Origin of the sequence: Pseudomonas sp. BF-B-15 (assembly GCF_019946675.1) — a bacterium.
Lineage (GTDB): Bacteria > Pseudomonadota > Gammaproteobacteria > Pseudomonadales > Pseudomonadaceae > Aquipseudomonas > Aquipseudomonas migulae.
Window position 1 is genome coordinate 45,083 of record NZ_JAGYFZ010000032.1, and the last position, 12,712, is coordinate 57,794.

General features: G+C 60.9%; 18 protein-coding genes. 8 read left to right on the forward strand and 10 right to left on the reverse strand.

Features of this window, described 5'->3' with window-relative positions:
• The first annotated feature begins 50 nt into the window (after window positions 1-50).
• The 5 genes from lolA (at window position 51) to cysG (ending at window position 5,199) form a co-directional block, all read left to right on the forward strand.
• Complete coding sequence (gene lolA / locus KGA97_RS12935) at window positions 51-674, forward strand: outer membrane lipoprotein chaperone LolA (RefSeq protein ID WP_008029508.1); 624 nt, start codon at window positions 51-53, stop codon at window positions 672-674.
• A gap of 137 nt (window positions 675-811) precedes the next feature.
• Window positions 812-2,134: a replication-associated recombination protein A gene (locus KGA97_RS12940; protein ID WP_008029505.1), complete on the forward strand. Its 1,323-nt coding sequence runs from the start codon at window positions 812-814 to the stop codon at window positions 2,132-2,134.
• Window positions 2,134-2,508 carry a fluoride efflux transporter CrcB gene (crcB, locus tag KGA97_RS12945; protein WP_008029503.1) on the forward strand — a complete coding sequence of 125 codons (375 nt, stop codon included), beginning with the start codon at window positions 2,134-2,136 and terminating at the stop codon, window positions 2,506-2,508. The genes KGA97_RS12940 and crcB overlap by 1 nt, the downstream gene beginning before the upstream one ends.
• Before the next feature lie 15 nt (window positions 2,509-2,523).
• Window positions 2,524-3,804: a serine--tRNA ligase gene (serS, locus tag KGA97_RS12950; RefSeq protein WP_008029502.1), complete on the forward strand. Its 1,281-nt coding sequence runs from the start codon at window positions 2,524-2,526 to the stop codon at window positions 3,802-3,804.
• Window positions 3,805-5,199 (forward strand): siroheme synthase CysG, encoded by a 1,395-nt coding sequence (gene cysG / locus KGA97_RS12955; RefSeq protein ID WP_008029501.1) that lies wholly within the window; start codon window positions 3,805-3,807, stop codon window positions 5,197-5,199.
• Window positions 5,200-5,336: 137 nt separating this feature from the next.
• Here cysG and KGA97_RS12960 read toward each other — a convergent pair whose 3' ends face one another.
• From KGA97_RS12960 to KGA97_RS13000, 9 genes are all read right to left on the reverse strand, one after another.
• A complete protein-coding gene (locus KGA97_RS12960; RefSeq protein ID WP_223480885.1) occupies window positions 5,337-6,344 on the reverse strand; it encodes a glutathione S-transferase family protein in 1,008 nt (335 codons plus the stop codon).
• A gap of 90 nt (window positions 6,345-6,434) precedes the next feature.
• Window positions 6,435-7,436 (reverse strand): glycosyl transferase family protein, encoded by a 1,002-nt coding sequence (locus KGA97_RS12965; RefSeq protein WP_223480886.1) that lies wholly within the window; start codon window positions 7,434-7,436, stop codon window positions 6,435-6,437.
• Window positions 7,433-7,768: a TusE/DsrC/DsvC family sulfur relay protein gene (locus KGA97_RS12970; RefSeq protein WP_008043792.1), complete on the reverse strand. Its 336-nt coding sequence runs from the start codon at window positions 7,766-7,768 to the stop codon at window positions 7,433-7,435. Before KGA97_RS12970 ends, KGA97_RS12965 begins: the two co-directional genes overlap by 4 nt.
• Window positions 7,765-8,058, reverse strand: coding sequence for a sulfurtransferase complex subunit TusB (gene tusB, locus KGA97_RS12975; RefSeq protein ID WP_008043791.1), 294 nt, complete (start codon window positions 8,056-8,058; stop codon window positions 7,765-7,767). Before tusB ends, KGA97_RS12970 begins: the two co-directional genes overlap by 4 nt.
• Window positions 8,058-8,420, reverse strand: a complete 363-nt coding sequence (tusC, locus tag KGA97_RS12980) for a sulfurtransferase complex subunit TusC (RefSeq protein ID WP_223480887.1) — start codon at window positions 8,418-8,420, stop codon at window positions 8,058-8,060. The genes tusB and tusC overlap by 1 nt, the downstream gene beginning before the upstream one ends.
• A gap of 1 nt (window position 8,421) precedes the next feature.
• Window positions 8,422-8,814, reverse strand: coding sequence for a sulfurtransferase complex subunit TusD (tusD, locus tag KGA97_RS12985; protein WP_008029488.1), 393 nt, complete (start codon window positions 8,812-8,814; stop codon window positions 8,422-8,424).
• A gap of 209 nt (window positions 8,815-9,023) precedes the next feature.
• Window positions 9,024-9,728: a YoaK family protein gene (locus tag KGA97_RS12990; protein ID WP_223480888.1), complete on the reverse strand. Its 705-nt coding sequence runs from the start codon at window positions 9,726-9,728 to the stop codon at window positions 9,024-9,026.
• A gap of 28 nt (window positions 9,729-9,756) precedes the next feature.
• Window positions 9,757-10,086 (reverse strand): DUF6388 family protein, encoded by a 330-nt coding sequence (locus KGA97_RS12995; protein ID WP_223480889.1) that lies wholly within the window; start codon window positions 10,084-10,086, stop codon window positions 9,757-9,759.
• 20 nt (window positions 10,087-10,106) lie between these two features.
• Window positions 10,107-10,355 carry a hypothetical protein gene (locus KGA97_RS13000; RefSeq protein WP_008045271.1) on the reverse strand — a complete coding sequence of 83 codons (249 nt, stop codon included), beginning with the start codon at window positions 10,353-10,355 and terminating at the stop codon, window positions 10,107-10,109.
• Between the two features lie 161 nt (window positions 10,356-10,516).
• On the opposite strand from KGA97_RS13000, the gene KGA97_RS13005 reads away from it, so the two are divergent.
• Entirely contained in the window at window positions 10,517-10,867 is a 351-nt protein-coding gene (locus tag KGA97_RS13005; protein ID WP_008029480.1) for a hypothetical protein, read from the forward strand.
• 86 nt (window positions 10,868-10,953) lie between these two features.
• On the opposite strand, the gene KGA97_RS13010 is transcribed toward KGA97_RS13005, so the two are convergent.
• Complete coding sequence (locus KGA97_RS13010; protein ID WP_223416595.1) at window positions 10,954-11,397, reverse strand: GNAT family N-acetyltransferase; 444 nt, start codon at window positions 11,395-11,397, stop codon at window positions 10,954-10,956.
• A gap of 146 nt (window positions 11,398-11,543) precedes the next feature.
• Between KGA97_RS13010 and KGA97_RS13015 the strand changes: the two genes are divergently transcribed.
• Together KGA97_RS13015 and KGA97_RS13020 are read left to right on the forward strand one after the other, a co-directional pair.
• Window positions 11,544-11,981 (forward strand): hemerythrin domain-containing protein, encoded by a 438-nt coding sequence (locus KGA97_RS13015; protein WP_008029475.1) that lies wholly within the window; start codon window positions 11,544-11,546, stop codon window positions 11,979-11,981.
• Between the two features lie 50 nt (window positions 11,982-12,031).
• The gene (locus KGA97_RS13020; RefSeq protein WP_223449299.1) at window positions 12,032-12,619 is read left to right on the forward strand and encodes an NUDIX domain-containing protein; all 588 of its coding nucleotides are present in this window, start codon (window positions 12,032-12,034) and stop codon (window positions 12,617-12,619) included.
• The last annotated feature ends 93 nt before the right edge of the window (window positions 12,620-12,712 follow it).

Here is a 12,712-nt window from a genome sequence, read left to right on the forward strand (position 1 = left end):
TGGTGCGGTGACGCACCGTCCGAACTCCCACGAATGTTATGAGGACTCCCATGCGTCTTATCCGCATGCTGTTGCTGCCGGTTCTGGCTTTGACCACGCTCTCGGCCCACGCCGATGACAAGGACGTGGCACGTCTGACCCAACTCCTGGAAAAATCCCAGACCCTGACTGCACGCTTCTCGCAGCTGACCCTCGATGGCAGCGGCACCCAGTTGCAGGAAACGGCCGGTGAAATGTCGCTGCAGCGCCCGGGCCTGTTCTACTGGCACACCGATGCGCCGGCCGAGCAAGTCGTGGTTTCCGACGGCAAGAAAGTGACCCTGTGGGACCCGGACCTGGAACAGGCCACCATCAAGACCCTCGATCTGCGTCTGAGCCAGACGCCGGCGTTGCTGTTGTCCGGTGACGTGTCCAAGATCAGCCAGAGCTTCGCCATCAGCGCCAAGGAAGCCGGCGGTGTAATCGATTTCACGCTGAAGCCAAAGACCAAGGACACCCTGTTCGACAGCCTGCGCCTGTCGTTCCGCAATGGCCTGGTCAATGACATGCAACTGATCGACAGCGTCGGTCAACGCACCAACATCCTGTTTACCGGCGTGAAGGCCAACGAGCCGATCCCGGCGTCGAAGTTCAAGTTCGACATCCCTAAAGGCGCGGACATCATCCAGGAATAAACCGCAGTCCCTTGTAGGAGCCAGCTTGCTGGCGATGGTGGGTCAGTCAACATCAATGTTGAATGATAAACAGCCATCGCCAGCAAGCTGGCTCCTACAGGTATTGCGGTGTTCATAGTGAGGTTTTATAGGCAGTGATGGACCTGTTTCGCAGCGCCCCGATAGCTCAGCCCTTGGCCGCCCGTTTGCGTGCGGCCAATCTGGACGAGTACGTCGGTCAGGAACACGTGCTCGCTCGCGGCAAGCCTTTGCGCGAAGCGCTGGAGCAGGGTGCGCTGCATTCGATGATTTTCTGGGGCCCGCCGGGCGTGGGCAAAACCACCCTGGCGCGGTTGCTGGCGGAAGTCTCGGATGCGCACTTCGAAACGGTTTCGGCTGTATTGGCCGGCGTGAAGGAAATCCGCCAGGCGGTGGAAATCGCCAAGCAACAGGCCGGTCAATACGGCAAACGCACCATCCTGTTCGTCGACGAAGTGCACCGCTTCAACAAGTCGCAGCAGGACGCCTTCCTGCCCTACGTCGAAGATGGCACGCTGATTTTCATCGGCGCGACCACGGAAAACCCCTCGTTCGAACTCAATAACGCCTTGCTCTCCCGGGCGCGCGTCTACGTGCTCAAAAGCCTCGACGAAGCGGCGCTGCGCAAACTGGTGCATCGTGCGCTCACCGAAGAGCGTGGCCTGGGCAAACGGCAACTGACCCTCAGCGATGAAGGCTTTCAGATGCTGCTGTCCGCCGCCGATGGCGATGGTCGACGCCTGCTCAACCTGCTGGAAAACGCCTCGGACCTTGCCGAAGACAACAGCGAAATCGGCGTCGATCTGCTGCAAAGTCTTTTGGGCGATACCCGTCGCCGATTCGACAAGGGCGGCGAAGCGTTTTACGACCAGATTTCCGCGCTGCATAAATCGGTGCGCGGCTCCAATCCGGACGGCGCGTTGTACTGGTTTGCACGGATGATCGATGGCGGTTGCGATCCGCTGTACCTCGCCCGGCGCGTGGTGCGCATGGCCAGCGAAGACATCGGCAACGCCGACCCCCGCGCCTTGAGCCTGTGCCTGGCCGCGTGGGAAGTGCAGGAACGCCTCGGCAGCCCGGAAGGCGAGTTGGCGGTGGCCCAGGCCATCACCTATCTGGCCTGCGCGCCGAAAAGCAACGCGGTGTACATGGGTTTCAAAGCCGCGATGCGCAGCGCCACCGAACACGGTTCGCTGGAGGTGCCGTTGCACCTGCGCAACGCCCCGACCAAGCTGATGAAGCAACTCGGTTACGGCGACGAGTACCGTTATGCCCACGATGAACCGGATGCCTACGCCGCCGGCGAAGACTACTTCCCCGAAGAGCTTGAGCCGCAACCGTTCTATCAGCCAGTGCCGCGAGGCCTGGAGCTGAAGATCGGCGAGAAGCTCAATCACCTCGCGCAACTTGACCGTTTAAGCCCCCGGCAGCGGAGAAAATAGTGCTTCCATTGATTGTTGCGGTTTCCGTCGGCGGGGTCGCTGGCACGCTGTTGCGTTTCGCCACTGGCAACTGGGTCAACGCTAATTGGCCACGGCACTTCTATACCGCGACGCTGGCCGTTAATATCGTCGGCTGTTTGCTGATCGGCGTTCTATACGGTCTGTTTTTGATTCGCCCGGAGGTGCCTTTCGAAGTGCGCGCCGGGCTGATTGTCGGCTTCCTCGGGGGGCTGACGACTTTTTCATCCTTTTCACTGGATACGGTGCGCCTGCTGGAAAGCGGGCAGGTGCCACTAGCCCTGGGCTATGCTGCCATCAGCGTATTCGGCGGGCTGCTCGCCACCTGGGCCGGCCTGTCCTTGACCAAACTTTGATAACGAGAGACCGACATGCTCGATTCCAAACTGTTACGTAGCAACCTTCAGGACGTAGCGGACCGCCTGGCATCCCGTGGCTACACGCTGGATGTTGCGCGCATCGAAGCGCTGGAAGAACAGCGCAAGACCGTCCAGACCCGCACCGAAGCACTGCAGGCTGAACGTAATGCGCGCTCCAAATCCATCGGTCAGGCCAAGCAGCGCGGCGAAGACATCGCGCCGTTGATGGCGGACGTCGAGCGCATGGCCAACGAATTGAGCGCCGGCAAAGTGGAACTGGACGCGATCCAGACCGATCTGGATTCGATCCTGCTCGGCATCCCGAACCTGCCGCACGAATCCGTGCCAATCGGCGATGACGAAGACGGCAACGTTGAAGTGCGCCGCTGGGGCACCCCGACCGCGTTCGATTTCCCGGTCCAGGACCATGTCGCCCTGGGCGAGAAATTCGGCTGGCTGGACTTCGAAACCGCCGCCAAGCTGTCCGGCGCGCGTTTCGCCCTGTTGCGCGGCCCGATCGCCCGTCTGCACCGCGCCCTGGCGCAGTTCATGATCAACCTGCACACCAGCGAACACGGTTACGAAGAGGCCTACACGCCTTATCTGGTCCAGGCGCCGGCGCTGCAAGGCACCGGTCAATTGCCGAAATTCGAAGAGGACCTGTTCAAGATCGCGCGCGAAGGCGAGGCCGATCTGTACCTGATCCCGACCGCTGAAGTGTCGCTGACCAACATCGTCGCCGGCGAAATCGTCGATTCGAAACTGCTGCCGATCAAGTTCGTCGCCCATACGCCGTGCTTCCGCAGTGAAGCCGGTGCGTCGGGTCGCGATACCCGCGGCATGATTCGCCAGCACCAGTTCGACAAGGTCGAGATGGTCCAGATCGTTGAGCCATCGACCTCGATGGAAGCGCTGGAAGGCCTGACCGCCAACGCCGAGAAAGTCCTGCAATTGCTGGAACTGCCTTATCGCACCCTTGCGCTGTGCACCGGCGACATGGGCTTCAGCGCCGTCAAGACCTACGACCTGGAAGTGTGGATCCCGAGCCAGGACAAATACCGCGAGATTTCGTCGTGCTCCAACTGCGGCGATTTCCAGGCCCGTCGCATGCAAGCGCGTTTCCGCAACCCGGAAACCGGCAAGCCTGAACTGGTTCACACCCTGAACGGTTCCGGTCTGGCGGTCGGTCGTACCCTCGTTGCCGTGCTGGAAAACTACCAGCAGGCCGACGGTTCGATCCGTGTGCCGGACGTGCTGAAACCGTACATGGGTGGCCTCGAGGTCATCGGCTAAATGGACTATCTGCCGCTGTTTCACAACCTTCGCGGCAGTCGTGTGTTGGTCGTCGGTGGGGGGGAAATTGCCTTGCGCAAATCCCGCCTGCTGGCCGAAGCCGGTGCGCTGCTGCGGGTGGTTGCGCCTGAAATCGAACCGCAACTGCGCGAACTCGTTGCCGGCAGCGGTGGCGAGTGCCTGTTGCGTGGCTACGTCGAAGCGGATCTGGACGGCTGCGGGCTGATCATTGCCGCCACCGATGATGAACCGCTGAATGCACAAGTCTCCGCCGATGCTCATCGGCGTTGCGTGCCGGTCAACGTGGTGGATGCGCCAGCCTTGTGTAGCGTGATCTTCCCGGCGATCGTCGACCGTTCGCCATTGATCATCGCGGTTTCCAGTGGCGGCGATGCGCCGGTGCTGGCGCGGTTGATCCGCGCCAAGATCGAAACCTGGATTCCTTCCACCTACGGTCAACTGGCCGGTTTGGCTGCGCGTTTTCGCAGTCAGGTCAAAGGCCTGTTTCCGGATGTACAGCAGCGTCGGGCGTTCTGGGAAGATGTGTTCCAGGGCCCGATTGCCGACCGGCAACTGGCCGGGCAGGGCGCTGAAGCCGAGCGCATGATGCAGGCGAAAATCAGCGGTGAAGCGCCGGTTGCCACGGGTGAGGTGTACCTGGTCGGTGCCGGGCCGGGTGATCCCGACCTGTTGACCTTCCGCGCCTTGCGCCTGATGCAGCAAGCCGATGTGGTGCTGTATGACCGGTTGGTGGCGCCGGCGATTCTCGATTTGTGCCGTCGCGATGCCGAGCGGGTCTACGTCGGCAAGCGTCGTGCCGATCACGCCGTGCCGCAGGATCAGATCAACCAGCAACTGGTGGACCTGGCCAAACAGGGCAAGCGCGTGGTGCGGTTGAAGGGCGGTGATCCGTTCATCTTCGGCCGTGGCGGTGAAGAGATCGAAGAACTGGCGGCCCATGGCATCCCGTTCCAGGTGGTGCCGGGCATCACGGCGGCCAGCGGTTGCGCGGCGTACGCCGGGATTCCGCTGACCCACCGCGATTACGCGCAGTCGGTGCGATTTGTCACCGGGCACCTGAAGGACGGTTCCACCGATTTGCCGTGGGGTGACCTGGTCGCCCCGGCGCAAACCCTGGTGTTCTACATGGGGCTGGTGGGCTTGCCGATCATCTGCGAGCAGTTGATCAAGCATGGTCGCGCAGCGGATACGCCGGCGGCGTTGATTCAGCAGGGCACCACGGTGAATCAGCGGGTGTTTACCGGCACCTTGGCCGATCTTCCACGATTGGTGGCGGAGCATGAAGTGCATGCACCGACGCTGGTGATTGTTGGGGAAGTGGTGCAGTTGCGCGAGAAACTGGCGTGGTTTGAGGGGGCTCAGGCGCAAGTCTGAAGACCGCGTCGCTTCCTTCGCGGGCAAGCCTCGCTCCTACAGATTTTATGTTGTTCGCACGATTGCGGGTGGACACAAAACCTGTAGGAGCGAGGCTTGCCCGCGAAGGGGGCCTCAAAATCGAAATAGAACCCGGATCAGGCGCTGTTCTTGCGCCAAACCCCTTTCCCACTCAACCGCGCCCGATCATGCGCCACGGTAAAGTCCTGCTCCGGCCCCTTCGGCACAACCCCGGTCGGGTTAATGGTCTTGTGGCTGCCATAGTAGTGGTTCTTGATGTGCTGAAAATCCACCGTCTCGGCAATACCCGGCCACTGATAAATCTCGCGCAGCCAGTTCGACAGGTTCGGATAATCGGCAATCCGCCGCAGGTTGCATTTGAAGTGCCCGTGATACACCGCGTCAAAGCGGATCAGCGTGGTAAACAGGCGAATGTCCGCTTCAGTCAGGTATTCGCCCACCAGATAACGATTGGCGTCTAACAGCTGTTCCAGTCGATCCAGTTCCGCAAACAACCCGTCAAACGCCTCTTCATAAGCCGTCTGCGATGTCGCGAACCCGGCGCGGTACACACCGTTGTTCACCGCCGGATAAATCCGCTCATTCAACGCATCGATCTCGCCGCGCAACGGCGCCGGATAGAAATCCAGGTCATTGCCGGTCAAGTCATCGAATGTGCCGTTGAACATGCGGATGATCTCCGCCGATTCATTGTTGACGATGCGATTCTGCTGCTTGTCCCAGAGCACCGGCACGGTGACGCGGCCAGTGTAGTCGGCAGTGTCGGCGGTATAGCGCTGGTGCATGAAGTTGAAGTGATCGAGCTTGTCGCCGGTCGAGCCGAAGTGCTTGTCGAAGGTCCAGCCGTTTTCCAGCATCAGCCAACTGACCACCGACACGTCGATCAGGCTTTCAAGGCCTTTGAGTTTGCGCAGGATCAGTGTGCGATGCGCCCACGGACAGGCGAGCGATACGTAGAGGTGATAACGACCCGCTTCGGCGGCAAAGCCACCCACACCGGTCGGGCCGGGCGTGCCGTCGGCCGTCAGCCAGTTTCGACGCTGCGCCTGTTCGCGCTGGAACGCGCCGTCCTTGCTGCTTTCGTACCACTGGTCATGCCAGCGACCTTCGACTAACAAACCCATGTTCAAGACTCCTCAACCGATAAGCGTTGGAGAGGAGTCTATTCCGATAGGTTCGATAAAAAAGCGCAAAGGTTGGGCGCTTATGATCGGTTAAATCGATCTGTCCCGTGCGTCCCAATATTTCTGGGCTGTTTCGAAGGCGATTTCGCGAGGTTGGCCGAGGCCGCGTAGTGCGAGGGCCATTGTCGCAATCAGCGCCATTTGCGGATAACTGTCGACCACGTCGCCACGCCATACGGCTTTCAAATGTTCGGGATCGAGAGAGGCGGGTTTGACATGGCGTTGCGCCGACAGCTGCGGCCATTCCTCATCCCAGCTCTCGCCACCGGTGGTGCCGTACAGGTGGCTGTCGGTGTCGGGGTTGATCTCGATCTCGCCGCCATCGCCCTTGACCACAATCGCGGTGTCGCCGAGCAAGCCGCTGGCATCGCGATGCACCGCCTGGTAGCCGGGGTGGAAAATGCTTTGCAGGCCGCAGCGAGCGTTCAACGGGTTGAGAATGCGCGTCAGGGAGTGGATCGGCGAGCGCAGGCCCAGGGTGTTGCGCAGGTCGATCATGCGTTGCAGTTGCGGTGCCCAATCCACCAGCGGCATGAATGCCAGGCCGCCGTTATCGAGCGCCAAGCCGACCTGTTGCCAGTTGCGGCACAACGGGATCTTCAGCTCATCCAGCAGTTGCTCGCTGTACAGCCGCCCGGCCGTGTGTGCGCCGCCGCCGTGCATGAAAATCCGCACGCCGTTTTGCGCCAGGCACTTGGCTGCCAGCAGATACCACGGCAGATGGCGTTTCTTGCCGGCGTAGGTTGGCCAATCCAGATCGACATTCAAGGCCGGTGGTTGCAAGCGCTCACGCAGGGCTTCGGTGAAGCCGGCCATTTCCTCGGCGCTTTCTTCCTTGTGCCGCAGCAGCATCAGAAACGCACCGAGCTGAGTGTCTTCGACCTTGTCGTCGAGCACCATGCCCATGGCTTCGCGGGCTTCCTCGCGGGTCAGGTCGCGGGCGCCGCGCTTGCCTTTGCCGAGGATCCGCACGAATTGGGCGAAGGGGTGTTCGGCGGGCGTTTCTAGAGTCAGCACTGGATAATCGGTCATAAGCAATTCGTCGGTTTGGGCAGGCCCGCCAGTTTCGCGGCGAGTTTGGCAGGGGTGCCTTTGAACAGTCGGTTCAGGTGCAGGCTGTTGCCTTTTTCCGGGCCGAGCTTCAACGCTGTGTACTTGATCAGCGGACGCGTCGCCGGGGACAGCTGGAATTCGGCGTAGAAGCTGCGCAGCAATTCGAGGATTTCCCAGTGTTCGGGGCTCAACTCGATGTCTTCGGCAGCGGCGAGGGCGCTGGCCACGTCGGCGGACCAGTCGCTCAGTTCAACCAGGAAACCGTCCTTGTCCAACTCGATGGCGCGGGCGCCGACCGTCAGTGCATTCATAACCAGCTGTTGACCTTGTCGTAGTGAATCGACAGTTCGACGAAGGCGGGATAATCGATCGCCTTGGCCGTATCCGGAACCTCCACCGCACGCGCCTGGGCGTCTTCGGCCAACACGAACAGCGTCGGGTTGCCGGTGATCAGTGCGTTGAAGGGCGCGGTGCCCGGTTGCAACGCATACACCGCGTCACCGGTCAGCAGCAGCGCATCGTTCGCGCCGATCAGGCGCAGGCAACTGCTCAGGCGGTCGTCGCCGAACGGGGAATGAGACAACACATGCAAAGTCGACATCAGAGAGTGATCACCTGGTCGTAACGGTCAATAAGGGCGGTGATTTCGCGGGCGGCCAATACCTGGGCGTCCTCCAGCGACAAGCTGTTCGGGGTCAGGCCGCGCTCGGCGGTGCTGTCGCCACAGACGAACAGGTCTTCGACGCCGAACATCGGCAACGCTTGCAGGTTGGCGCTCAAGTCTTTCTGTTGCAGGGCCTTGGCGTCCTGTTTCGGCGCGAGCTGGAACACACCGTCATCAAGAAACAGCAGGCCGATCGGCAGGTCGAAGGCACCACCGGCCAGCACGATGTCCAGTGCTTCGCGTGCGCTCGGCCCGGACCACGGCGCCTGACGGCTGATAATCAGCAAGGATTTAGGCATGTCACGCACCTCCGAAACAGATCAGTCGGTCGGCGTCCTGCACCGCGTCATGCAACTGACCGAGACCGGACAACTCCCACGGCGCGCCGACGGCGACCGCTTCGCGCTGATAACGCTGGGCTTCTTCGTCGTTCAATACGCCACGACGCAGGGCGGCGGCGATGCAGACGACGCCGTCCAGTTGATGTTCGGCCACAAAGGCGCGCCATTGCTTGGGCAGGTCCTGTTCATCCTGCGGCGTGACCACGCTGGCGGACGCGTTGTAGACGCCATCCTGATAGAAAAACAGCCGGACAATCTCATGCCCGCCGGCCAGCGCAGCCTGGGCGAACAACAAGGCACGGCGCGAGGAGGGCGCATGGGCGGCGGAAAACAGCGCGATGGCGAACTTCATGTCGGACTCGATCAGCGAAACTGCGGCCATGATAAAGCTTTATCGGCGGGGCGGCGAAGGGCGTTTTCCTTGAGACCGAGTCGACCCCATCGCCGGCAAGCCGGTCTCGCTCCCACAGGGTTCGGTGGTCCGCTCCAATATTGTGCTCGACGCAAATCCCTTGTGGGAGCGAGCCTGCTCGCGATGAGGCCCGAACAGTCAATGCAGGTTCAACGCGGCATATACCCCAACTGCCAACGCCGTGGAATCTTCAACGACAGCACGCCAAGCGCCCCCGCCAGCAACCCGCTGACAAACAACGCCCTGAGTCCAAGATGATGCTCCAGCACCGCCCCCAGCACCGCGCCGGCAAACATTCCGGTCCAGGGGATCAGCTGCACCCGCCAGCCATTGCGCCGCTCGCCGAGCATCCAGCGTCCCAGGCCGCGACCGAAGCGCGACAGGGCGCCCGTCACGTAAGTCAGGCCCACCGGCAGGCCATTCACTTCTTCGACGGCGGCATTGAGCATGCCCATCGCGATGATCGCCGCCAGCAGCGCCGGCAATTGTTCGTCATAAGGCCAGGCCGCTGCCGCACACAGCAACATGGCGATGCACAACAGCAAGGGCAGCGCGCGGCGTCCACCGACACGGCTGACGACAATGCCCAAGGCGTTGCCGAGGATGAACGTGGCCACGAGCAACAGCAGGCGCAGGGTCAGGCCCATGTCGCCGTCGCTGATCGCCACGGCGAGGCGGGTGGTGTTGCCGCTCATGAAGGAAACGAAATCGCCGCTGGCCATGAAGCCGATAGCATCGGTCATGCCGGCAAGCACCGAGAGTGCGGCCACCAGCGACAGGCCGATGCGGCCGCGCCATTTCTGAGTGTGCAGATGCCCCGGACTGGCGCGGGTCGTGGAGGACGAAGGCAGCATCGGTGGCGGGATCCTTGTGCGGCGACGTTTATGGGATCAGACCATATAACTCGCAATACTCCAGCCAGTCCATCCCCGCCATCTCGGCCACTTCCCGGTGTACGTTCAGGCGTTGAGCTTCGTAGTCCTCCGGTGTCGCGGCGGTCAGTTGCAGGGTCAGCTCCCAGGCAAACAACCCCAGGCGTTCGGCCTCGGCTTCGAACGCTTCATGCAAGCGCTCGTCGCGAAACTGCGCTGCGGTTTCGCCCTTGGCCTGAGCCAGCAGCGGGTTGAGGTTGTCGAGTTCGTGGCGCAGTTCAGGTCGCTCATCGAGAAACTTCTGCAGCGCCTGTTCGTGTTGCTGTTCGCTTGCCGCCATGGTCGCTCCTTGAGAATGGGTTACACGGACTGCTTCTTGCTGGCCTTGGCCGCTGCGGCCAGGCATTCGAGGGCAAATTGCTCGCAGTAGGTCATCTGGATCGGCGTGGTTTCGCCCTTGACGGTGCGTTCGCCGTCGAGGATGTAACGGATCCGCTTGTCGGTGACGCCGATTCGCTTGGCGATCCAGGAAGGCGTCTGGCCGATCTGGCTGATCAGCTTGTCGGCATATTCAGCGGTCGGTTTGTAGAATTCGGCGTTGGGTGTCATGGACGTTCCAGAAAAAATGAGCCCGAAAACAGGGGCGATGCAGCGGTTGGCGCGACAGGGTGCGCGAATCGTTGCGCGGTGTCGCGGTATAAATGAAGTAAAGCAGAACGATACGCCGGCCCACGGTGATACAGTCCGCTTTTTCTTGATGAGCACACGCAATGCGAATTCTGATGGTGGCGCTGGCCGCAACGTTGCTGGCGGGATGCGCCGGTTCGGTGATGAACGATGCCCGCACGGGCACCCCGTACAAAACCCTGACTTCGGACAAACCGGAAAAAGTCGTCGCCCAGTGCGTGCAGTTCGCCTGGCAGGACGAGGCGGTATTCGGCGTCGATGCGGGCGCTTATTTGCAGCCGGGCAAGAAGGGCGGGTCTACCGTTTACACGCGTTCGGCGGAGTCCTTTGTGGACGTGACCACCGATGCGTCAGGGACGGCGTTGAGTTACTACGCGCAGCATGACGACTTTGTCGCCAAGCGCCGTTTGGCGGCGCTGGCTACCTGCCTCTGATCTTTTGAACACCGCAATACCTTTGTAGGAGCACGGCTTGCCGGCGAAGGCGATTTCACGGACGCCTTCGCTGGCAAGCCATGCTCCTACAGGGAGAGTTCGGCTTTATTGATCAGGCGCTTCTGGAAAAAGAAGCGCTTGTGCCCCGGCGGGTAGTCAACGATCTGCCCCAACTCGCTGAACCCAAGCTTCTTGTAGAACTCCGGCGCCTGAAAGTCGAAGGTGTCCAGCCAGATCCCGATGCATTCCTTCTCCCGCGCCAGGTCTTCGGCCATCTGCATCAGTCTGGAGCCGATGCCTTGTCCCCGGCCCTGTTCCGGCACCGACAGCAATTCGATAAACAACCATTGATAGAAAAACCGGCCGTACAGCCCGCCGAGAATCTCGCCCTGGTCATTGCGCACCAGCAGGGCCAGCGGTTGCGCTTTGCCGTCCCCCGCTTGGGCGACGTTGTAGGCCCGCAACGGTGCAAGGATCGCCTCGCGATCTTCCGGTGTCGGGTTGTGCGACTGTTCGATGCTGAGTGTCATCGGCTACATCCTTATGGCAGTGATGCACGAGCGTATCCGGGTCGCGACGATTGTTCTATCCCTCGTTATTCAGAGGAACCGTCGCCAGCGCGCAGATGTCTAGCCTTTACAGCGTCATTCCAGAACGCGGCCGATGAGGATTGCCAATGAACATTTTCGAAGCCTTGCGCGAAAGCCATGACCGCCAACGCACCTACGCCGTCGCATTGGTCAAGACCAGTGGCGACACCCCGGAGCGCGTTGAAGCCTACAAGCAGCTCAAGTCCGAACTCCAGGCACACGAAACCGCAGAAGAGCGGCATTTTTATATCCCGCTGATGGAGTTCGACAACGGTGTCGACCTCAGTCGCCACGCGATTTCCGAGCATCACGAGATGGACGAAATGATGGAGGAACTCGACGAGACCGAGATGTCCAGCCCGGCCTGGCTGGCGACCGCGAAGAAGCTCTCCGAGAAGGTCCATCACCATCTGAAGGAAGAAGAGCAGAAGTTCTTCCAGATGGCCGGCAAGCTGCTTGACGACCAGCAGAAAGAAACGCTCGCCAGGCAATACGAGAAGGAATACAAGGCTCAACTTTCGTGAGGGCCTTCGTCTAAGATGGGCGTTTTCTGACGAAATAAGGATGCGTTGCCATGCCGAACACAGCCGAGCGGGTCAACATCGTCGAGTCCCAGGTGTTGTCCCACGACTGGTATCTGCTGAAGAAAATCACCTTCGATTACCAGCGCAACAACGGCGAATGGCAACGCCAGACTCGCGAGGTCTACGACCGTGGCAATGGTGCGGCGATTCTGCTGTTCAACCGCGAGAAGAAAACCGTCGTACTGACCCGGCAATTCCGTTTGCCGGTGTTCGTCAATGGTCACGACGGTCTGTTGATCGAGGTGGCTGCGGGATTGCTCGAAGGCGCTGCGCCCGAAGAACGCATCCGCGATGAAGCGGAGGAAGAAACCGGTTATCGCGTGCACCATGTGCAGAAGGTGTTCGAGGCCTACATGAGCCCCGGCTCGGTGACAGAAAAACTGCATTTTTTCATCGCCGAATACGATGCTTCATCGAAAGTCGGCGAGGGCGGCGGGCTCGAAGAAGAGACCGAAGAACTGGAAGTGCTGGAGTGGCCGTTCGACGACGCGCTGGAAGCGTTTTATCGCGGGGAGATCTGCGACGCGAAGACCATCATGCTGCTGCAGTACGCCGCCATGAAAAATATGTTCACCTGAGCACGCAATCCCCTGTAGGAGCGAAGCTTGCTCGCGAAGGTGTGTCAGCAACGGTGCTGTCGCCTGACACACCTTCGCGAGCAAGCTTCGCTC